This window comes from Flavobacterium sp. UBA7663, assembly GCF_002483315.1.
In the GTDB taxonomy this organism is placed as follows: domain Bacteria; phylum Bacteroidota; class Bacteroidia; order Flavobacteriales; family Flavobacteriaceae; genus Flavobacterium.
Window position 1 is genome coordinate 101,935 of sequence record NZ_DLHR01000020.1, and the last position, 22,455, is coordinate 124,389.

General features: G+C 30.5%; 22 protein-coding genes. 7 read left to right on the forward strand and 15 right to left on the reverse strand.

The annotated features are described in order from the left end of the window. Window position 1: 1 nt before the first annotated feature. The 9 genes from B2741_RS09570 to B2741_RS09610 form a co-directional block, all read right to left on the reverse strand. Window positions 2–1,432, reverse strand: a complete 1,431-nt coding sequence (locus B2741_RS09570) for a CsgG/HfaB family protein (RefSeq protein WP_291138161.1) — start codon at window positions 1,430–1,432, stop codon at window positions 2–4. Window positions 1,433–1,508: 76 nt separating this feature from the next. Then, window positions 1,509–1,946: a curli production assembly/transport component CsgF gene (locus B2741_RS09575; RefSeq protein WP_291138164.1), complete on the reverse strand. Its 438-nt coding sequence runs from the start codon at window positions 1,944–1,946 to the stop codon at window positions 1,509–1,511. Window positions 1,947–1,956: 10 nt separating this feature from the next. Further along, the gene (gene csgH, locus B2741_RS09580) at window positions 1,957–2,613 is read right to left on the reverse strand and encodes a curli-like amyloid fiber formation chaperone CsgH (protein WP_291138167.1); all 657 of its coding nucleotides are present in this window, start codon (window positions 2,611–2,613) and stop codon (window positions 1,957–1,959) included. A gap of 65 nt (window positions 2,614–2,678) precedes the next feature. Further along, entirely contained in the window at window positions 2,679–3,161 is a 483-nt protein-coding gene (locus tag B2741_RS09585) for a hypothetical protein (RefSeq protein ID WP_291138170.1), read from the reverse strand. Between the two features lie 143 nt (window positions 3,162–3,304). Next, complete coding sequence (locus tag B2741_RS09590) at window positions 3,305–4,123, reverse strand: hypothetical protein (protein WP_291138173.1); 819 nt, start codon at window positions 4,121–4,123, stop codon at window positions 3,305–3,307. A 311-nt stretch (window positions 4,124–4,434) separates the two neighbouring features. Next, window positions 4,435–5,271 (reverse strand): OmpA/MotB family protein, encoded by an 837-nt coding sequence (locus tag B2741_RS09595; protein ID WP_133606581.1) that lies wholly within the window; start codon window positions 5,269–5,271, stop codon window positions 4,435–4,437. A 69-nt stretch (window positions 5,272–5,340) separates the two neighbouring features. After that, entirely contained in the window at window positions 5,341–6,345 is a 1,005-nt protein-coding gene (locus tag B2741_RS09600) for a glycosyltransferase family 2 protein (protein WP_291138179.1), read from the reverse strand. Then, the gene (locus B2741_RS09605; RefSeq protein ID WP_291138182.1) at window positions 6,342–7,253 is read right to left on the reverse strand and encodes a hypothetical protein; all 912 of its coding nucleotides are present in this window, start codon (window positions 7,251–7,253) and stop codon (window positions 6,342–6,344) included. Before B2741_RS09605 ends, B2741_RS09600 begins: the two co-directional genes overlap by 4 nt. After that, window positions 7,253–7,699: a type I restriction enzyme HsdR N-terminal domain-containing protein gene (locus B2741_RS09610; RefSeq protein ID WP_291138185.1), complete on the reverse strand. Its 447-nt coding sequence runs from the start codon at window positions 7,697–7,699 to the stop codon at window positions 7,253–7,255. The genes B2741_RS09605 and B2741_RS09610 overlap by 1 nt, the downstream gene beginning before the upstream one ends. Before the next feature lie 62 nt (window positions 7,700–7,761). Here B2741_RS09610 and holA point away from each other — a divergent pair, with 62 nt between their 5' ends. The 4 genes from holA to B2741_RS09630 all read left to right on the forward strand — a co-directional run bounded on the left by holA (window position 7,762) and on the right by B2741_RS09630 (window position 13,040). Beyond that, a complete protein-coding gene (gene holA, locus B2741_RS09615; RefSeq protein WP_291138189.1) occupies window positions 7,762–8,766 on the forward strand; it encodes a DNA polymerase III subunit delta in 1,005 nt (334 codons plus the stop codon). 78 nt (window positions 8,767–8,844) lie between these two features. Further along, window positions 8,845–9,027 (forward strand): CAL67264 family membrane protein, encoded by a 183-nt coding sequence (locus B2741_RS09620; protein ID WP_133606598.1) that lies wholly within the window; start codon window positions 8,845–8,847, stop codon window positions 9,025–9,027. A 39-nt stretch (window positions 9,028–9,066) separates the two neighbouring features. Beyond that, entirely contained in the window at window positions 9,067–10,758 is a 1,692-nt protein-coding gene (gene ettA, locus B2741_RS09625) for an energy-dependent translational throttle protein EttA (RefSeq protein ID WP_133606600.1), read from the forward strand. A gap of 83 nt (window positions 10,759–10,841) precedes the next feature. Continuing rightward, window positions 10,842–13,040 carry an ATP-binding protein gene (locus tag B2741_RS09630; RefSeq protein WP_291138199.1) on the forward strand — a complete coding sequence of 733 codons (2,199 nt, stop codon included), beginning with the start codon at window positions 10,842–10,844 and terminating at the stop codon, window positions 13,038–13,040. A 10-nt stretch (window positions 13,041–13,050) separates the two neighbouring features. Here the strand turns inward: B2741_RS09630 and B2741_RS09635 are convergent, their stop codons facing one another. Then, window positions 13,051–14,310 carry a DEAD/DEAH box helicase gene (locus B2741_RS09635; RefSeq protein WP_291138202.1) on the reverse strand — a complete coding sequence of 420 codons (1,260 nt, stop codon included), beginning with the start codon at window positions 14,308–14,310 and terminating at the stop codon, window positions 13,051–13,053. A gap of 75 nt (window positions 14,311–14,385) precedes the next feature. Beyond that, window positions 14,386–15,417 carry a formimidoylglutamase gene (locus B2741_RS09640; RefSeq protein ID WP_291138205.1) on the reverse strand — a complete coding sequence of 344 codons (1,032 nt, stop codon included), beginning with the start codon at window positions 15,415–15,417 and terminating at the stop codon, window positions 14,386–14,388. A 119-nt stretch (window positions 15,418–15,536) separates the two neighbouring features. On the opposite strand from B2741_RS09640, the gene B2741_RS09645 reads away from it, so the two are divergent. Further along, window positions 15,537–16,415 (forward strand): hypothetical protein, encoded by an 879-nt coding sequence (locus B2741_RS09645; RefSeq protein ID WP_291138208.1) that lies wholly within the window; start codon window positions 15,537–15,539, stop codon window positions 16,413–16,415. Between the two features lie 52 nt (window positions 16,416–16,467). Here the strand turns inward: B2741_RS09645 and crcB are convergent, their stop codons facing one another. Both crcB and hutI read right to left on the reverse strand, forming a co-directional pair. Beyond that, entirely contained in the window at window positions 16,468–16,845 is a 378-nt protein-coding gene (gene crcB, locus B2741_RS09650; protein WP_291138220.1) for a fluoride efflux transporter CrcB, read from the reverse strand. Between the two features lie 10 nt (window positions 16,846–16,855). Then, on the reverse strand, window positions 16,856–18,091 hold the full coding sequence (gene hutI / locus B2741_RS09655; RefSeq protein ID WP_291138230.1) for an imidazolonepropionase: 1,236 nt from the start codon (window positions 18,089–18,091) through the stop codon (window positions 16,856–16,858). A 71-nt stretch (window positions 18,092–18,162) separates the two neighbouring features. Between hutI and corA the strand changes: the two genes are divergently transcribed. Next, window positions 18,163–19,233: a magnesium/cobalt transporter CorA gene (gene corA / locus B2741_RS09660; protein WP_291138236.1), complete on the forward strand. Its 1,071-nt coding sequence runs from the start codon at window positions 18,163–18,165 to the stop codon at window positions 19,231–19,233. 87 nt (window positions 19,234–19,320) lie between these two features. Beyond that, on the forward strand, window positions 19,321–19,491 hold the full coding sequence (locus B2741_RS09665) for a hypothetical protein (protein ID WP_008258162.1): 171 nt from the start codon (window positions 19,321–19,323) through the stop codon (window positions 19,489–19,491). A gap of 72 nt (window positions 19,492–19,563) precedes the next feature. Here the strand turns inward: B2741_RS09665 and B2741_RS09670 are convergent, their stop codons facing one another. Beyond that, the gene (locus B2741_RS09670; protein ID WP_291138242.1) at window positions 19,564–22,014 is read right to left on the reverse strand and encodes an outer membrane beta-barrel family protein; all 2,451 of its coding nucleotides are present in this window, start codon (window positions 22,012–22,014) and stop codon (window positions 19,564–19,566) included. A gap of 76 nt (window positions 22,015–22,090) precedes the next feature. Further along, window positions 22,091–22,432: an arsenate reductase (glutaredoxin) gene (arsC, locus tag B2741_RS09675; RefSeq protein ID WP_291138245.1), complete on the reverse strand. Its 342-nt coding sequence runs from the start codon at window positions 22,430–22,432 to the stop codon at window positions 22,091–22,093. Between the last annotated feature and the right edge of the window lie 23 nt (window positions 22,433–22,455).

The window sequence follows — 22,455 nt, forward strand, 5'->3', positions numbered from 1 at the left end:
ATTATTTTGTTGTGTTTGAAGTTGCTTCAATAGATAAATCTTTTACGTGTTTTTTAATGGCTTTTTCATCATATTTTTTTCGAGGAAAATAATAGTTTACACTGATGAAAAACCGCCAGTAATTGTCATCTCTAATTCCTGATGTAATGTTATCAATTTTATCAGATTGTGTTAAATTGATTTCGCCAAGCATTCGGATTCCTAAATTATCGGTTGCTAAATATTCTACACCTACACCTGATTGTAGTTTAAAATAAGGTGATTCATAACTTGATGTTGCTCCTAAACCTGTTCCAATGAAAAAAAATGGTGTCAATCTATCATATGGTAAAAAGAGAACTTCAGTATTCAAATCAAAAGAAGTGTGTGCATCATCAAATTTGTTTTTGTTTTTCATCCAAAATAAATTCACTGAAGTATTAATGCTGAACGTGGGCAAAATGAAATAACGCATTCCAGCACGCAAAGCAGGTTTTAAAACTGCACTTGGATAATCGCCTTGAATTAATGAACCACCCACGTCTAAGTTGACTCCAAATTTTGCTCTACGTTCTTTGAAATAGCGTTTGTAAAGTAGTGTTGATTCTGATTCTTCTTTTTCTTTGTTGTATTCGTTTATGACTTCAGTTAATGTTGAAATTGGCGCATTGGCAACCCAAATATTATCTTGAATTCCTTCTACAATTAAACCTTCAACCGCTTTTTCAATTGCTTCTGTAACGGCTAATTGCAAAGGTTCATTTTTTGTAAAACCCGTTTCAACTTCCAATAATCTTTTAAATTTTACATAGCGAAATAAACTTGCGTCTAACGATTGTGATAAAATGGTTTTTGAAACATAAATTGTTTTTAGAATTTTTCCATTTTGGGTTGAAACCAATCGAAGATAAACCGTTACTCGATCTTGTCTATAACTTGTAGAACTTCCGGCACCAAAATAGCGTGCACCAAAACCACCAGTTATAATATTAGAATCATACGAAACAATTCCGCCTTCTAATAAAACTCCGGCATAGAGTAGTGGAGTAAGTTGTTGGTCTTTTGTATTTGTATCTTTTAAATATTCTTGACGTGTAGATCTAATGATGTTTCTTTCTTGTAAAAGATTGGCTAAATTTTCTCGTTCAATTGGAATAAACCATTTTGAATCTTCAAGTGCTTTTATTAAAATAGATGTTGAGCCTTGTGTAACAGCTGTACTAAAATTACTTCCATTATCTGAAGGTTTGTATTGCCCCGTTTGGTCTCTAAATTTATACACACCTACAACGATTTGTTCTTTTGGTGGTGGTAATGATTTTAATGATAGAGTAGCAGGTGTTCCTTCCCCATAAGAAGCTTTTTGAACGGTAAGCGGCTGATTAAAATAGGCTCCGCAACTGCTTAATAGAATAAATAAACTGCAACCAACTATTTTTATGCTTGTTTTCATGTGTTTTGTTTTTAGTAAAAGAACACGTGTAAGCTAAATTTTGATAAACTTTAGGGCAGTTTATGTTTGAAGGAATTTAATTTCTGGGAATAATAACTTGAGTTTCTTCACCTGTCAGAATGTCTAAAATATTGACGACTAAGCCTAAGTTAGACTCATATAATTCAACTGATAAACTTCCAAAAGTATATACACCATTTTGAGTTCCAGAGCCAGTGCCATCTCCTGTTCCAGAAGTTCCAGTACCAAATTGATTATCAAAAAGTTCTCTTGATAAATAACTTAATAATTGTGAATTCAAGTTGTCTCTAAAGCGTTCTAAATCAGATTGTTGTTTGTAATCATCATCACCATCAGGGTCTTTTAATAAATTTTGTGACTCGGCTGAACTTAACATCCATTGATAATTGAATGTATCGCCACCAAATGCTGGGTTTTTTGGTTTATAAACTAAGTTTTGTGCTACTGAAAAACCGATAAAAAAACAAGCGAATAGTGTTATGTACGTTTTCATTTTTATTGTTTTAATATTGTTCGATTCTGTTTTTTAGTTTTTCTAAATCTTTGAAGTATTTCTTTGTAATTTGAATGGCTTCTTCGGCTTTTTGAGAAAGAAATTCTTCATTTGGATTTGCAATAAATTCTGAAATTAACTTGTTGTCTATTGTTATTTTTAGAATTGTTGTTCTTCCGATGTTGAGTTGTTCTTCAATTTGTACAATTTGATTTCCTTTTATAGCTTCAGAATTGTATTTTGAAAAATATATGTCGTAAAAATCTTTTCCTACTTTGGTTTTGGTATCGTCTGAAACAATGCCCGTAATTTCAAGTTCGGCTTCATTTTTATTTAAAGCTTCACTTTTTTTTTCCTCTACAATAATTCGGTCTTTTCCAACCATAACATCATTATCGTCATAAATTAAGAGTAGAATTATAATTTCATCTTTAGTACTTTGATTGATTTTTGTTGTTGAAAGTATTTTTTTCTCATTAGGATTTAACGTAAACTCACCATTTTGAGAATTGTTTGATGTGTTTGCCGTTTGCTTATTTTTTTTGATGACCGACAAGGTGTATGATAAATTTTTCATGCCGTCATCAAGATTTTCAGCTGTTCCTGTAACCGAAACCATTTCTTCAAAATAACTCAATTCTATTTTAGCTTTTACTTCGGTATTCAAAATTTGAGCATGAAGTATTGCACTAAAAAATAGCGAGAAAATTAGAATATATATTCGATTTCGTTTCATCTGTTAATTACGATTACTGATGCGTTATTTCCGTTGATTTGAATTTTTAAATTTTCTGATATTGTGTTACTTCCAAAACTTGTAATTCGGTTATTATCACCATTTTGAATGTAGTGATTGTCAATTGTATTGTAATTTCCTATCGACATTTCATGGATTGTATTTCCATTTCCATTTTGAATAATAAATTCGTTTACTTCAGCTTCAACTCTGTAAATATCGGTCGAATTAAAATGTCCGTTTTGATATAGTTGAATGAGTGATTGATTGGCAATAATGGTATTTTGATTGAAATTTTGATTTCCTATTTGTGTAATTATAGTAATATTAGTGTGGGTTTGAGGAATAATTGATGTTAGTTTATAATCAATAAGATTTTGATTTATTATCGCTATTTCTGTTTGTGTATTTTCTTGCGAAACAGCAGCAAAGCAGATTAGCAAAAATATAATGGCGATTATTTTTTTTAGATTTTTCATATGTTAAAACTTCATTTATCATACATAGGTAACATATAGTATCGCTTGCTTGTATTTGTTAACTCAAACTTTTGTTGTTAGCGATTTCATATAATAAAAATGAGACAAGCAAGAAAAGCTCACTTGTCTCATTAATAAAAAAATTAGTTAGATTGATTTACTAAAGAAAGGTTTCCAACTCCAGTTTGGTTAACAAAACTCATGTGTAATTGACCAGTTTGATTTGTCCAAGCAGTATTTAACGAACCATCTTGTTGGATGTAAGAGAAATTTCCTTCACCAGCTTGAGTAGTTATAGCTAAATTATTTTGACCATCTTGATCATGAATTACCATGTTATCTTCACCTAATTGTAATTGATAAGAAGCATTTCCTTCTCCAACTTGTAGTGTTAATCCAGTGTTGTCATCACCAACTTGAATTTGTGATGAGTAATTGTCTTCACCAAATTGAATTGCGGTTGCACTATTGTCATCGCCTAATTGAGTTTGATCAGCAGTATTATCTTCTCCAATTTGTAAAATGGAAGCAGTATTGTCTAATCCAACTTGTAAAACGTTAGCTTCGTTAGCAATTCCAAATTGAACAACTGTAGAGCTATTTCTTCTACCATATTGATCAATATCAGAATCATTTCCTAAACCTACTTGAGTTACATCGGCTTCATTTCTTCTACCGTCTTGATTTACGTTAGAATAATTTGCGATGCCTAATTGGTCTACTTTGGCATCATTTCGTCTACCTAATTGGTCAATTTCTGAACCGTTTAGAATACCAACTTGATCAACTTCTGCTTCATTGTAGCGTCCATCTTGATCAACATCTGAACCATTTAACAATCCGAATTGGTCTACATTAGACATGTTTCCTAAACCTGTTTGGTTTACTACACTAAGATTGGCTTGTGCAAACATTGCAACACCAAACAACATCACGGAGATGTTTAAAACAACTTTTTTCATAATTTATATATTTAATTGGTTATTAAATTCAATATAAAATGCGACCAAAGAAGTAAGGAAAGTTGTTTTAATTAATGGAGTTTATCCATTTGTAGTGTGGGGCAAAATGTTTATTATTTTTGTCAAAATTATATAGAATATTTAATTATAAAAATTTTTATCAGTTAATTTTTTAATTATTTAGCAATTTTTCTACGAATTGTTTAAAATCATAGATAAAGTGCTTGTTTTTTATAAATGTCTCAATAATAAAGTATTAAATAAAAAACGCCTCAATCACTTGAGGCGTTTTTTTATATTTTAAAGGTAAATTATTTCCCTTCTAAGTTTTTCATTTCCTTTTCTAACATATCGTAGAATTGGTCAATTTTTGGCATAATTATAATGCGAGTTCTTCTGTTTTTTGCTCTGTTTGCAGGAGAATCATTTTCCACTAAAGGAATATATGAACTTCTTCCAGCAGGAATTAATTGTTTTGGGCTAACTCCTAACTCTTTATGTAAAACTCTCACAATTGAAGTGGCTCTTTTTACCGATAAATCCCAGTTGTCTAATAAAACAGCATTTTTGATTGGCACATTATCCGTGTGACCTTCAACCATACATTCAAAGTCTGGTTTGCTGTTGATTACTTTAGCCACTTTACCTAAAACACCTTTTGCTTTATCACTTACTTCGTAACTTCCCGATTTGAATAATAAATTATCTGCAATCGAAATCATTACCACACCTTTTTCAACATTGATGTTAATGTCTGGATCGTCGATTCCTACTTCACGTTTTAAACTAGTAACTAAAGCTAAAGTAACACTGTCTTTTTTAGTTAAAGCGTCTTGTAAACGTGTGATTTTTAAATCTTTTTCTTTTAAACTTTCTAATGATTTTTCAAGATTTTCAGCCCCTTTTGTAGTTAAAGTGGTCAAATTCCCCATGTTATTGATTAAGTCAGTGTTATTTTTCTTAAGAAAATCAACTTGACTAGCCAACGCTTCTCTTTCTGTTAAACAAGTGTTTAATTTAACCGTTGCGGTGTTTAATAAATCTTGAATCTCTTTGTTTTTAGCCTCTAATTCGGTGAATTTCTTTTTTGAAACACACGAACTTAATGAAATAGCGGCTACTGCGGCGAATAACATTACTCTTCTCATACGATAATTATTTTTTACAAAATTAAATGGAAATTGTTAAAAAATAGCTTTTTTAAACCTAAACTATTGTTAAAAAAGGTCAGCAAAGACCTTGCCATTCTTGATAAAGTAACGATAAACGATGCTGTTTATTTTGTAGTAATTAGATTTTTGAGTTGTATTACGTTTCTTATAAAATTGAAATACAAGGTGATAAAAAGCAAAATGTGCTTGAATAATTGCCCAACAATGTTTGAATTTACCTTTCAAAATAAATTGAATTCCTGCTAAACCATCTAAACACAAGCGTATAAATAGGATTGGAAACAATTGATTTTTAGGTAAATTCTTAGTCAACATTAACAACGAATTTCTAAAATTTAAAAACGTTTTTCTTGGGTTTCCTTCGTTTAAAGTCGCACCACCAACGTGATACACGATTGATTTTGAAGTGTATTTTATTTTGTAACCTAAATTAAAAGCTCTCCAACACAAATCAATTTCTTCCTGATGGGCAAAGAAATCATCATCAAAACCTTTTAGTTTTCGATAGACTTCTTTTCTAATAAAAAAACAAGCACCAGTTGCCCAAAAAATTTCAATCTCGTCATCATATTGATTTTTGTCTTCTTCAACCGTGTCAAAAATTCGTCCACGACAAAACGGATAACCAAATTTATCAATAAAACCACCAGCGCCACCAGCGTATTCAAAATGGGTTTTCTTTTTGAAATCTAATAATTTAGGTTGAATAATTGCAGTTTCAGGTTGATTTTCAAAAATTTTTAAGATAGGAACAAGCCAATTTTCAGTTACTTCAATATCGGAATTCACTAAAGCGTAATATTCTTCTTCAACAAATTGCAACGCTTCATTATAGCCTTTTGCAAAACCAAAATTTCCCGTATTTTGAATGATTTTAACCGATGGAAATTGGTTTTGGATTACTTCAATAGATGTATCGGTCGAAGCATTATCAGCTACATAAATCGTAGCTTCATCAGAAAATGCCATTACCGAAGGCAAAAACTGTTCTAACAATTTGGCACCGTTCCAATTCAATATGACTACTGCTATTTTTTTATTTTTTTTCATTGATAAAACTTATACTTCAAATTCAATGCTTTGTGAATATCGTCGAATGATGTCTTTTTTTCAACTAATTTTAAGAATTCCCGAATTGTTTTTGTAGTTTTTGAATTAGGATATTTTTTTACAAAATCATCATAAACTTCTAAATATTCAGGATAGATAAGACCTGTTTCTTCTTCATAAGTTTGAGTGTTTTCAAGACCAAAAATAAAATCTGTAAGATAGTTATTATAAAGTGCTTTAGCTTCATTTAGTAATTTACTGTTAGGATGTTTTGTTAAATATTGTTCCCAATGCGCAACTCTTTTTCCTACTTCATCAAAGTTTACCATAAAACCTGCATCAGCTGAATAAAGTTCCTTTTCATCAATAGCAATTAAATTTAAAAAATCTTGATAATCTTGAGAAACTTTTCCTTTAAACATGGTAGGATAGTGACTTGGAATGCTCCTAAATTCTGTATAACCTTCTCCAACATACCAAAATTCAACAGCTACTTTTTTTAATTGGTTTGTAATTCTTTTATAATCAGTATTTAAAACATAATCTTCTTGTTCTTCACTATATTGATTGACATAATTTGAAAGCAACGTATCATTAAATGTACTCATATTATAAATATATTTTTTTCTAATAGTATGATATTCTTCATATAACTCATTGCTTTTTGCGCTTGAATTAGTTTCGTTTAATTTTCTAGTGTATTCATCTTTTAAATAATCTAATGCAATACAATAATCTTCAATTGTATTAGTTTCACTAAAAGTGGTATCTATGATTACAACAGCTTCACTTACTAAAACTTTGCTTGTGTCTTTTATATTTGTTTGAATTGAAGTTTCTTTTTTATTTTCTTTTTGACAAGAAACAAAACAAAATACGAGACAAAGAAGTAGAATATTTTTTTTCATTATTTTGTATATGTTGGCAATTCTTCTAAAAAAACATATTTTTCATTCTCAAAATCCATTTGGCAAAAATAATGATTTAGTCCATTGGTAACCATTAAATATTTGGCTTTCAATACTAAATTATAGCGTGCAATTTGGTCAAACGTTTGTTGCGAGATAGGAACTTCTGGTGCTTTACATTCAATTAATAAAAATATTTCACCATTTGGTTGAAAAACCACACCGTCATAACGTTTGCTTAAATCGTTAATTTTGATTAATTTCTCAACGTTGATATAGGATTTCGGATACTTTTTATCTTGTAACAAAAACTGAACTACGTGTTGACGTACCCATTCTTCAGGTGTAAGAAGAATAAATTTTTTTCTAATTTCATCAAAAATAGACACTTTATTTTCACTATTTTTGAACCGAAAGGAATACGTTGGAAAATTCAATTTTTGCATAGTTCAAAATTAGTTAAATATTACAAACTGCCAACTTTTTACCTAACACTGAATACTAAATTATGGACGAAGTAATTCAAATTACAAAAGATATAAAAGCCGGAAACATTAAACCCATTTATTTTTTTATGGGAGAAGAGCCGTATTATATTGATAAATTGACCGATTTTATTGAGCAAAATGTCTTGCAAGAACACGAACGCGATTTTAATCAATCTATCTTATATGGTCGTGATGTTACAATGGAAGATGTGATTGGAAGTGCAAAACGTTTTCCAATGATGGCCGACCGACAAGTAGTGGTTGTTAGAGAAGCGCAAGAATTATCACGTACTATTGATAAATTAGAAGCGTATGCCGAAAATCCTCAGCCTACAACGGTTTTGGTTTTTGCTTATAAATACAAAACATTAGACAAGCGTAAAAAAGTCACTAAACTTTTAGACAAAGTAGGAGTGGTTTATGAAAGTAAAAAGTTATACGAAAATCAAGTTGGCGAATGGATTAAAAGGGTTTTATCAGGACAAGGTTATAGCATTGAACCTAAAGCAGCGGCTATTTTAGTTGAATTTTTAGGAACCGATTTGTCTAAAATCAGTAACGAGTTAGATAAATTAAAAATTATTTTACCAAAAGGTCATACGTTTACTCCAAAAGATATTGAAGAGAATATCGGTTTTAGTAAAGATTACAACAACTTCGAATTGCGAAAAGCGATTGGTGAAAAAGACCAATTGAAAGCTTATAAAATTATAGATCATTTTTCTCAAAATCCAAAAGATAATCCTTTAGTGGTTACTACTGGATTGGTGTTTGGTTTCTTTTCACAATTATTACAATATCACGGATTAAAAGACAAATCGCAGTTTAATGCAGCTAAAGTTTTAAAAGTGAGTCCTTACTTTGTAAAAGATTACGAAGTGGCTTTCAGAAATTATCCAATGAAAAAAGTAAGTGCTATTGTTGCTGCTTTGCGCGATATCGATGTAAAAAGTAAAGGAGTTGGTGCTTCATCAATGTCACAACATGATTTATTAAAGGAATTATTGATTAAAATTTTCAATTAATTCAAATGATAAAAAGTTTAAAAATTTGTACCTTCGCAATCCTAAAATTTACAAAACTTTAGTTAAAAATACTTAATTATGGGAATGAATAAAAATACAATATTGGCTTGGGCTACTTTCATTATGATTTTAATGGGATTACTTTTAATTGGATTAGGAATTTACCGTTATGCCGATGTTGCTGGTTGGGGATTTGCAGCGGTTGGAGTTGGTTTCTTTGCTATTGCTTGGGTTTTCAACGCATTGAAAGGAAGAGTTTAATATTACAATTTAAAAAAATAATAAAACAAACATACCATTATGTCAGATGATAAGAAAGTGATTTTCTCAATGCAAAAATTGAGTAAAACCTATCCAGGAGCAGATAAACAAGTACTAAAAAATATATATTTAAGTTTCTTTTACGGAGCAAAAATTGGTATTCTTGGATTAAATGGTTCAGGAAAATCTTCATTATTAAAAATTATTGCTGGAGTTGATAAAAATTACCAAGGTGATGTAGTTTTTCAACCAGGTTACACGGTTGGATATCTAGAACAAGAACCTCATTTAGATGAAACTAAAACGGTAATCGATATCGTTCGTGAAGGTGCTGCAGAAACGTTTGCTTTATTAGAAGAATTCAATAAAATTAACGACGATTTCGGTTTGCCTGAAGTATATGAGAATCCAGAAAGAATGGAAAAACTTATGGATCGTCAGGCTGAATTACAAGACAAAATAGACGCTTCAGGAGCTTGGGAAATTGATAATAAATTGGAAATCGCAATGGACGCACTTCGTACACCAGATCCAGAAACACCAATTTCAGTTTTATCGGGTGGAGAAAAACGTCGTGTAGCTTTATGTCGTTTACTTTTACAACAACCAGATGTTTTATTATTAGATGAGCCAACGAATCACTTAGATGCTGAATCGGTTCTTTGGTTAGAACAACATTTGGCACAATATTCAGGAACTGTAATTGCGGTAACTCACGATAGATATTTCTTGGATAATGTAGCGGGTTGGATTTTAGAGTTGGATAGAGGAGAAGGTATTCCATGGAAAGGAAATTATTCTTCTTGGTTAGAACAAAAATCAAACCGTATGGCGCAAGAAGAAAAAGTAGCGTCAAAACGTAGAAAAAATTTAGAGCGTGAGTTGGATTGGGTGCGTCAAGGAGCAAAAGGACGTCAAACCAAACAAAAAGCACGTTTACAGAACTACGATAAATTATTAAACGAAGACCAAAAAGAACTAGACGAAAAATTAGAAATTTACATTCCTAATGGACCTCGTTTAGGAACGAATGTAATTGAAGCTAAAAATGTTGCTAAGGCATTTGGAGATAAATTACTATATGACGATTTAAATTTCGTTTTACCACAAGCAGGAATTGTTGGAATTATCGGACCAAATGGTGCTGGTAAATCGACTATTTTCAAAATGATTATGGGTGAACAACAAGCCGATGCTGGTACATTCGAAATTGGTGATACAGTAAAAATTGCATACGTAGATCAATCACATTCTAATATTGATCCAAACAAAACCCTTTGGGAAAACTTTTGCGATGGTCAAGAATTAATTATGATGGGCGGACGTCAAGTAAACTCTCGTGCTTACTTATCACGTTTTAATTTTGGTGGAGGTGAACAAAACAAAAAAGTTTCAACATTATCTGGTGGAGAAAGAAATAGATTGCACTTAGCCATGACACTAAAAGAAGAAGGAAACGTATTACTTTTAGATGAGCCTACTAATGATTTAGACGTGAACACATTACGAGCTTTAGAGGAAGGTTTAGAGAATTTTGCAGGTTGTGCCGTAATTATTTCGCATGATAGATGGTTTTTAGACAGAGTTTGTACGCACATTTTAGCTTTTGAAGGTGATTCTCAAGTGTATAGCTTTGAAGGAAGTTTTACAGAATATGAAGAAAACAAGCGCAAACGTTTAGGAAAAGATGTAACGCCAACTCGTATTAAATACAAAAAATTAACACGATAAACATTTGTTAAAAAATCCTGATTTTGTCAGGATTTTTTTTTATTTTAGTCTTTCGTAAAATTCAATCCATTTAAAGCAGTTTCATGATAACTTACACGCGTTTTTATTTTGCTTTACTATTCTGTATTACTTCCATATTTGGGATGGCGCAGAATACTAATTCAACAAATAAAGAGGCGAAAGCGTTATTAAAACAAGCAGGACAAAGCTTTCTGAAGTTAGATTCAAAAAAATCGCTCGATTTTGCTCAAAAAGCTTTAGTTATTGCCACCAAGAACGATAATGATTTATTAGCGGCAAAAGCTTACAATATTATTGGTTTAAACTTTGAGGAATTTGCTGATTATAAGAAAGCAATCGAATTTTATAATAAAGGGCTTATATTAGCTAATAAAGTTGATAATGATACCGTAAAAGGTTGGCTCAACAATAATTTGGGAAATTTATATTGCTATCGAAAAATCGATTTTAATAAAGGAATAAAACATTATAAAGAAGGATTAAAATATTCCATTAAGCATAATGATCAATATGAAATTATGTTTTCGAAATTAAATATTGGTAGTGCCTATTTTGCTGTTGAAGACTTTAGTAACGGTATTCAATATTTTAATGACATTAAAGAATATGTTGAAAAAAACGACGACATTGAAGCTAAAATATCTTTAAATTCTAATTTTGGTTTATACTACAATAGTTTAAACAATAATCAAAAAGCTGAGGAATATTATTTAAAAGCAGTTCATTTTTGTGAACAAAATGATATTGAATTAATAAAGTCTAATGCAAGCGATGTTTATAATGATATTTCTAATTTTTATTATAAAATTAAAAATTTTGAAAAAGCACATTTCTATCTTTTAAAACATGATGAATTACAAGACAAAATTTACAACGAAGAGCGTTTAAATGATGTTAAAGTAGGAGGCTTACAGATTGAACACGACGAAATCAACAGAGAGATTGATCAAATTAAAAAAGAAAAAGAAATCCAACAAGAAAAATTGCAAGCCAATCGTATTTTTGTTATTCTTTTAGGTATCATTTTTTTCATCTTATTGTTGCTATTACTTTCCTTAATTCGAAATAATAAAATTAAAGCGAAAGCCAATTCCGATTTAAAAGAAGCGAATCAAGAACTATTGATTGCTAAAGAAAAAGCGGAAGAAGCATCGCAACTAAAAACGCAGTTTATTTCCACAATTAGTCACGAATTAAGAACACCACTTTATGGAGTAGTCGGAATTACTGATATCATTTTAGACGAACACAAAGAACTTACGAATAGCCCACATTTAAAATCATTAAAATTTTCAGCTAAGTATTTATTATCATTGGTAAATGATATTTTGAAAGTATATAAAATTGAGGAAAATCAAGTTGTTTTAGAAGATATGGTTTTCAATCTTCAAGATGAATTGACCATTATTAAAGATTCGTTACATTTCTTAGCAATTAAAAACAGCAATCAAATTGAAATTAATGTTGATGCAAATATCCCAGAAATTTTAGTAGGAGATAAAATTCGTTTGTCGCAAATCTTTATTAATTTGATGAGTAATTCCTTAAAGTTTACCAATGAAGGGAATGTTACGGTTAAAGCTGATTTAGTTGAAAAAGTAGGAACCAAGTGCTATTTAAAATTTCAAGTAATAGATAACGGAATTGGTATTGCAAAGCAAGACCAGGAAAAAGTATTTGATAAATTTGTTCAAGTTTATCGTAAAGAAGATGATTATCAAGGAACAGGTTTAGGACTTACCATCGTTAAAAAAATGGTAGAACTTTTCAAAGGTACAATTCATTTAGAAAGTGAAGAAAACGTAGGCACAACAATTACATTTACCATTCCATTAGAATCAGATGTAACAAAAATTAAATCAATTATTCATAACTTAGAAGTTGATTTGTCAATTAAAAAAGAATACAAAATTTTAGTGGTTGAGGATAATAAAATTAATCAAGTTGTTACCAAGAAATTACTAGAAAATAATCATTTCAAATGTCAAATAGTTGATGATGGTTATGCTGCTTTAGATTTAATTGATAAAGTTAAGTTTGATGCCATTTTAATGGATATTAATATGCCAATCATTAATGGATTTGATACATCTAAACTAATTCGTCAAAAAGGAATAACAATACCAATTATTGCGGTTACGGCTTTCGATAAGAAAGATATTGAGGATAAGGTTATAGACGCTCAAATTGATGAAGTGATAGTGAAGCCATTTGAAAGTCACAAGCTTTTTGAAACAATTAAACGATTAGTAGATAAATAAAAAACGTTGGTTAGTACCAACGTTTTTTGTTTTTCTTAGATGCTTCCGATTTTCTTGAATTGGAATTCGGATTCATTTTATTTTTGTCTTTATTTCTTAAATCTGGTTTTGCATCCGGATTTATTACTTCGTCTTTCCAAGTATAATCGTGATCGGTAACCACTTTAACTTTCATTCTAATTAGCTTTTCAATGTCTTGCCAATATGGTTTTTCGTCTTTTCCACAAAATGAAATGGCTAAACCAGAATTTCCAGCACGACCTGTACGACCAATTCGGTGAACATACGTTTCAGAAATATTAGGAATGTCAAAGTTAATTACAAACGGAAGTTGTTCAATATCAATTCCTCTTGCCGCAATATCAGTAGCGACTAAAATATCAATTTCTTTGTTTTTGAATTGTTCCAACACACGTTGACGCGCATTTTGCGATTTGTCTCCGTGAATGGCTTCTGCTTTTATACTCGCTTTTTTCAATACTTTTACAATGTTGTCTGCACCGTGTTTTGTTCTTGTAAACACCAAAACATTACTCAAACTTTCTTGAATAATCAATTGTTTTAAAAGTAAACGCTTATCATCTTTATTTACAAAGTACACTTTTTGAGAAACGTTTTCAGCCGTAGATGAAATAGGCGTTACCGAAATATATTTTGGACGTGTTAAAAAGGTATCAGCTAATTCTCTAATTGCTAATGGCATTGTTGCCGAGAATAATAACGTTTGTCTGTTGCTAGGAGTTAATTTGATGATTTTCTTTACATCATTAATAAATCCCATATCTAACATTTGATCGGCTTCGTCTAAAACCAAATGATGTAAATGATCTAAATCGATAAATCCTTGTTTGTGTAAATCTAAAAGTCTTCCAGGAGTTGCGATTAAAACATCGATTCCCATTTTTAACTCGTTTACTTGAGGAACTTGATTAACTCCACCAAAAATCACTAATGACTTTACATTGGTATATTTTCCATAGGTTTTATAGCTTTCGTCAATTTGTATAGCTAATTCTCTTGTAGGTGTAACTACTAAAGTTCTAATGTGTTTTGCTTTTTTAGCCGAACCCACAATTCTGTGAATTAAATTCAGAATCGGAATAGCAAAAGCACCTGTTTTTCCTGTTCCTGTTTGAGCACAAGCAACTAAATCTTGTCCTAATAAAATTTCAGGAATGGCTTGCTCCTGAATAGGAGTAGGGTTTGTGTAACCTTCTTCTTCTAAAGCTTGTTGTATGTTATTGTATAATTTTAAATCGTTAAATGTCATAAATGAATAAATAATTTTCCTGTCGAATAATTTCGATAGGGTACAAAGATAGTGTTATTTTAGGGAAGTTGGTTTTTAACCGATTTTAGCCTTCATGAAATCGGTAATTAATGATGCAATTAATTTACCTGTTAAATGATTGTTTTTAGAATCGTCAAGCACTGGAGCACCTTCACAAATATGGAAATAAGAAGCATTTTGATGCTTTCCAAAAAAGTAAGTAAAATGTCGTGCTTTATCTACACTAAAACCACTCAAAGTCATAGCACTTGAAGGAATATTTGGAATCGCATCTAAATCTAATTCCACGCCAAAAGGTTCATTTTTAATAAAATTAAGTGCATTTTCTAATTCGGTTTCGAAGTTTTTTTCACGTTTTACATCAACTTCTTCATATGTAACATATTTTACTCTCGAAGTTAATTCTTTTAAGGTATTGAAAACACTCTTTGAAACGAAGTTTTCATGCAATCCAAAAACAAAATATTTCTTTAAAAAACCATCTTCAAAAGCATAACTAAATCCGTTACCTGAATGCCTTCCTTCTAAAATTCTGAAATCGGTATGCGCATCAAAATTAATTGCATTTACTGGTTTTCCTTTTGCTAAAGCTAGTCCTTTTATATTACCATAAGCGTTATTATGCCCGCCACCAACAATAATTGGAATTTTACCTGCATTGCAAATTTGGTGAACAATGTGAGAAACTTCAATATCTAATTGTTCTACTAATTTAAACAATTCTTTTCTATGTTCTTTGTTGTTTGCATCTAATGAATGTGCTTTTTCTAGAAGTTGCTCTACATTTAATTTACCTAAAACAAGCAAATTACTTCCTTTGCAAAATTTATTATGTTGAATATTAGCCAAACTTTGTAACGCACTATCGTAAGCCGAAGCGGCACCGATTCTTCCTAAATTTGCTTTTACTCCAATATCTTCTGGGATTCCAAAAAGCACAAATTTAGCTTCGCTGTTGGTTATAAAACCCACAATGTCGGCATCTTTTGGTACGGTGATGATTTTTTCTCCAAATTTTATTTCGCCACTTCTGTGGTTGGTTATTTTGGCTAATTCGTTTTGGCTTAAAAGTGTAATATTCTCCATAAAATTTTTAAATGCAATCAAAAGTACTATTTTTAAATAAAATTCGTTTAAAATTTAGAAAATACTTTAAAAAGCGTATTTTTGAGAAAACTTATTAAATAACCCAATCAAACCTAAAAATGGAAAACAAATCAAACAATTCAGGATTAAAAGCTGCTGTGGTAGTATTAGCACTACTTTTCTTAGGAAGTGTAGGCTATATTTTTAAATTAACTTCAGATAATAAAGAAACAGTTACAACACTAACAACTGAAAAAAATACGTTATCAGAAGAATTAAAAGCAAAAATTGCTGAGTATGACACTATGATTGCTGATAACACAGCATTAAAAGACGAATTGCAAGCAGAACAAGCTAAAATGGTGGCTTTATTAGAGCAAGTAGAAAAATCGAAAGGTGATGCTGCTGCTATGGCAAAGTACAAAAATGAGTACTTCCGTTTAAAAAGAGAAATGGATAATTTAGTAGCTGAAAACAAAGTATTAAAAGAACAAAATGTAGCTTTAACATCAAGTTTAGATAGTACAAATGTGGTTTTATCTGATGCTAAAAAATTCAATGACACATTGTTAACTCAAAATGAAGGATTAACAAAAACAGTTGAAAAAGGTTCTAAATTAGCGGTTTTAAACTTAAAAGTTTTAGCCGTTAAACAAAGAAGTTCTGGAAAACAAATTGAAACAGATAAAGCTAGCAGAGCAGATGTTTTAAAAGTAAGTTTCTTAATTGCAGAAAACCAAATTGCTAAAACTGGTTCAAGAGAATATTATGTTCAAATTATTGATAGCAAAAGCAATATTTTAGGAGAAAAGAAAACTATTCCAGCTGGAGATAAAACGTTAACGTATAGCTTTATTTCTACTGTAAAATATGAAAATAAAACAGTTCAAGTAAATGAAGAAGTACCAGGTAAAGATTTTGCTAAAGGAACTTATTTCGTAAATGTATTTGACAAAAATGCTGAATTAGTTTCTAAAACAAGTTTCGAATTGAAATAATCGTTTTATAAAATTTTAAAAGTCCAATGAGAGTAATTTCATTGGACTTTTTTTATAGATATTTTGATAAGTAACTTCCTAATCCAACTGCGGTAATAGTTAAGATTATAGAACTTGCCATGTAAATGTAGGCTGTAATTTGGTGATTGTTTTGAAGTAAATTGTAGGTTTCTAAAGCAAAACTTGAAAAAGTGGTAAATCCTCCACAAAAACCAACAATAAGTAAAAATTTTAACGGATGATTTTCTGGAAAATATTTTCCTAAATAACCAATGAATAATCCGATTAATAAGCTTCCTAAAATATTTACTAAGAAAGTGCTTAAAGGAAACGAACCTTGAAAATATTTTGTGGTTATCCAATGTGTTAAGTATCTAAAAATACTTCCAAATGCACCACCAATTCCAATAAGTAAAAGAGTTTTTATCATGGATTAGTTATTAAATAAATTGTCCTTCAATCATTACTTTATCAATTAAATTTGTACCAAAAGCATACGGCAATTGGTAATATCTGTTGATTGGTTTCGTAATGATAAGATTTGCTTTTTTTCCTTTTGTGATACTTCCATGAGTATTTGAAATTCCCATAGCATAAGCTCCGTTGATAGTTGCCGCATTGATAGCTTCTTCTGGTGTCATTTTCATTTTGATACAAGCCGTTGCCACCACAAAATTCATATTTCCAGATGGAGTAGTGCCAGGATTGTAATCGGTTGCTAGCGCTAACGGTAAGCCTGCATTCATCATTTTGCGAGCCGGAGTATATGGAATGCTGATAAAATAAGAACAACTTGGCAACGCAACTGGCATTGTTTTGCTGTTTTTTAAAACCTCAATATCTTCATCGGTTACAATTTCTAAGTGGTCAACCGATAATGCGCCATTTTCAACACAAGCTTTGATTCCGTCGATAGCAGTAAATTGATTGACGTGTATTTTTGGTTCTAAACCGTATTTTCTTCCAGCTACCATAATTTTGATGGTTTCATCTACCGAAAAATATCCTGTTTCAAGGAATGCATCAATATAATCTGCTAAGTTTTCAGAAGCTATTTTCGGTAACATTTCATTGATAATCAAATCGATGTAGGCCGAATGATTTTCTTTGTATTCCATAGGAAAAGCATGAGCACCCAAAAAAGTAGCTTTTATCGCAATGGGATAATTTTCTTTTAAACGTTTGATAACGCGTAACATTTTCAATTCGCCTTCCACTGTTAATCCATAACCCGATTTGATTTCAACTGCACCCGTTCCTTGTTGCATGACTTCTTCTAAACGTAGTTTTGATTGCTCGTAAATTTCGTCTTCAGAAGTTTCATTTAATTTTTTAGCTGAATTCAATATCCCACCACCACGAATAGCAATTTCTTCATAAGATAAACCATTAATTCTATCCACAAATTCTTGAATTCTATTTCCTGCGTATACGATATGTGTGTGACTGTCTACCCATGTTGGTAAAATCACTTGTCCAGTTGCATCAACAATTTCAGCATTTGGAATAGTCGGACAATTTTCCATCGGACCAAAATCGGAAATAATGTTGTTTTCTATTAAAAGATAGGCGTTATCGATTTTAGGTAATATTGCCATATCTGAACCAGAAACCTTATCAATATGATTTTCTCGAACTTGTAGCAGTTCTTTTATGTTGATAAATAATGTTTTCATTAAAAAATAAATTTCAGTAAAAATACTTCTCATTTTTAAAAACTCCTATCTTTATATAAAATTTGTTTGTTTTGAGAAAAATAAAATATAAAAAAGGAAGAAAAGTTCAGCCAAGTGTTTTAGAATACACTGGGAATCATAAAGATACACCAACTGAACTTCAGTTGTTTGTTTATAATGCAGATGATGTTATCGAAATTCAGCAACTTCATGTTAATCAAATAGAAAAAAGCATTGATACTTCAAAAGTAAATTGGCTCAATATTCATGGTTTAAATGAACCGGAAATTATAGCAACAATTGGAGAAAAATTTGGAGCAGATAGTTTCATTACAGGTGATATTTTAAATACAACGAAACGAACAAAACTAGAGGAATATCACAATATTTTGTTTTTTAATGTTAAGTCACTTTTACCTGTTGAAAATTCAGATAATATTAATTATGAACAAATTAGTTTTATTCTGAAAGACAATATTTTGATTTCGTTTCAAGAAAAAAGAAGTGACTTTTTTACTCATATTCGTGAACGTATTAGAACAAATTCGGGTATTGTTAGAACTAAAAAAGCGGATTATTTGTTGTATTTATTGTTAGATGCAATAATTGAAAACTTTTACATCACAATTGAAAGTGAAGAAGATAGAGTAGATGAAATTATAAATTTATCTAAAACAAGTACAAAACCTGAAGTGTTAGAATTGATTGAAAAGCATCGCGATAATTTTAATTTCTTAAAGCGTTCTATTATTCCGCTTCGCGATTCGTTATATTCAATTAAGAGTATGAAAGATGATGATGTTTTTAATGATATTCAGGCGGTAAATTATTCGTTTTTTTCAAGATTGCATCAAAAGTGTTTGGAATTATTAGAACAAATTGAATCCGATTTAATCACATTGGAAAGTGCATCAAACTACTTTTTCTCGGCACAAAATCATAAAATGAATGAGGTAATGAAATCATTAACAGTGGTTTCTATGTTCTTTTTACCCTTAACTTTTATAGTTGGTGTTTATGGTCAAAATTTCAAATATTTTCCTGAATTAGAATGGGAGAATGGTTACTTTATTATTTGGGGTGTAATGATTGTAGTTGTTTTGTTAATGTTTGTTTATTTTAAAATGAAAAAGTGGTTTTAAAAAGCTACAAAATAATTAGCGTTTATATTGTTCAAAATAAATATTCCTATTATCTTTGACAAGAATTCATAAATTCCGGAAAATATTATGTTTGAATTTCAACAGTACCTAGGTTTTTTACTTTTCTTAACCATATTAACTATTGGTTTTTGGTTGATGATATTCTTAGTAGGATTTGTTCACTATTGGTTGGGCGGAGCTATCATGGAATTGATTAAAGAGAAAAGAGCTAAAAGACAAGCTGAATTAGAAGGATAATTTTCTTTTAATTTTAAAAATAAAAAGTCCCGATTGTATCGGGACTTTTTTTATGGGTAATGGATTTGAAAATTATGGTCTTCCCATAAAATCTCCTTCTCCACCATTGTCTTCTCTACGAGGCTGTCTGTCTCTTTCGTTTTTCTGTTTGTTAAAACGGTAAGTAAAAGTTAACATAACTTGTCTTTCTCTCCATTGCATTTCGCTATATGAGCTAACTACGTTTGGAATTTCAGTTTCCATAATTCTTTTTCTTGAATTGAAAACGTCACTTATATTTAAAGAAATACTTGCTTTATCTTTTAAGAAGTCTTTGCTAAATGCTAAGTTCATAGAAGCTACACCTAACGATTTACCTTGTGCATTTGTTTGTGGTGCATTGTAAGTTCCATTAGTTTGCCAATCAATTTTGTATGGTAATGTAATTTTTGAAGAAATTCTTGCAAACCAAGTCAAAGCAACGTTGTCAAAGTTTTGTGTAATGGTATTGCCTAAATAATCAACATAAGAGTAATCTCCTTGAGTTTCATTTCTAAACGCATTGAAGTTTCCGTTTAATCTCCACCATTTGTATGGCGTATAATTTAAGTTAAATTCAAAACCTGCTCTATATTCTTTAGCTAAGTTGATAGGTGTACTTAAAATTACTGGAACTCCATCTACAAATAATCCAGATTCTTTTCTAATAAATTGAAAAGCATCATTGGTTATATTTACGTAAGCCGAAGTATTGAACGTTAATTTATTCCATTTTTTCAAATAACCTAAATCGATAGCATCTGTTAATGATGGGTCAATATCTGGGTTACCTTGGAAGATATTAATATTACTAGATAAAGATGATACAGGGTTTAAGAAACGACCTCTAGGACGATTAATTCTTTTACTATAACTTAAACTTACCGAACTTGACTCTGAAAACTCATAGTTTACTGTAGCCGATGGAAATAAGTTATTGTATTTTTTTGTGTTGTAATTATCATCTAGTAACGAATTTACTTCGATGTGACTATCTTCGAAACGTAATCCTAAAAAGTAAGAGAATTTATTGATTTTAGAACCATATTGCGTGTACAAAGCATTTACATTTTCAACATATTCTAAAGTACTAGAAAAATTAGAATCAGGTGAAACTACAAAACCAGTTAAGTTCTTTTGAAAACTTCCTCTATAACCTGCCTCAAAACGACCACTTTTTCCAATTGGTAATACGTAATCAGTTTGGATTAAATTTCTTTGTTGTTTTTGAGCATTTGAAGTTTCTTGTAATTCTAATGAGGAAGGATCACCAAGAAATTGGTCAGTAATTAGAGCAAATTCGTTTTCTCTGTTTTGAGATGTAGCAAAATCAACTGTTAATTTGTGATCTTCTTTTTTGAATTTTTTTGTAAAGTTTGATGAATATTCAATACTAAATTCATCACTTTTTTGATCGTTTAAACGATTTCTAACATCAGTTGGATTGTTAGATGCGTCAAAATAATTGAAGAAAACATTATCTGGGTTTTTTCCATTATTTTCTCTAAATGTTAATGCATTTGTCCAAGTTAAAGATTTAGACAAGTTTAAGTCAATACCAAAGTTAGCATTGTATCCTTCACTTTCTCTATCGTTAGTTCTTCTTTCTTCAATAAAACTTCTTGTTGAACCATCTGGATTAAAATACTCAGCATCAACCATTGAGTTTCCTGGATTGTTTCTGTAATTATATCCGAAGTTAGAGAATAAGTTGTAGCTATCACTTTTCTTATTCAAATTAATGCTTGTTCCGTAAGTTTCAGGATCACCTACGTTTACCATAACAGAACCATTAACACCATTAGCTTTTCCTTTTCTTAGAACAATATTAATAATACCACCACCACCTTCAGCATCATAACGCGCCGATGGATTGGTTATAATTTCTACTTTTTCAACAGATTCTGCTGGTAATAATTTTAAGGCATCTGCAATATTAATTCCAGCTAAACCAGAAGGTTTTCCATCAATTAAAATTTTTACACTTTCATTTCCTCTTAAAGCTACTGTTCCTTCTGCATCAACGGTAACAGATGGTACGTTATCTAAAACATCACTAACTGTTCCACCCTTAACCATCATATCTTTACCTACGTTGTAAACGCGTTTATCTAATTTTATTTCTACGGTAGATTTTTCAGCAATAATATCTACTTCATTTAATTGAGCCACATCTGCTTCCATTTGAATAGTACCTAAATTTACGTCAGCTGTGAATTCTTTTTGCGGAATAGCTATATTTTTGAACGAAATAAATTCAGCTCTCACGTTGTAATTCCCTGAAGTAACTTCAAACTTAAAATTTCCATTTTCATCAGTTATTCCTCCTGAAAGTTGTTTGGTAATGGCATTTTCAAAAACAATGGTAGCATATTCTAAAGGAAGATTAGTTCCTTTTTCAATTACTTTACCAGAAATGGTAACTTTTTTTGCATCTGGGCGTTGTGCAAATGTCGTTAAACTTAAGAATAGCGATAGTGTAGCAATAATAATTTTCTTGTTCATAAATATTTTTTTGCAAGTAAGACTGCAAAAGTAACTTTTGGTTTAGCCTTACTTTCCTAAATCTTTGTTAAAAGTACTAGAGGATTTCGTTAATCTTTTCCTTTGGCCTTGCAATTACTGCTTTGTTTTCATTTACAATGATAGGACGTTCAATTAATTTGGGATTTTCTAGCAAGGCTTTAATTATTTCGGAATCGCTTAATTGTTTTCCTTTGAAGTTTTCTATCCAAATACTTTCTTTGGTTCTAACCAATTCGATAGGACTTATGTTTAGTTTTTTGATTACTTCTTCTAACTCAATTTTTGTGAAAGGTTCGTCAAGATATTTTCGTATTTCAAATGGTTGGTTTAAGTTTTCAATTTCGCACAAACCTTCTCTCGATTTTGTACATCTTGGATTATGGTAAATAGTTATCATATTTTATTTTTTACAAAGAAATA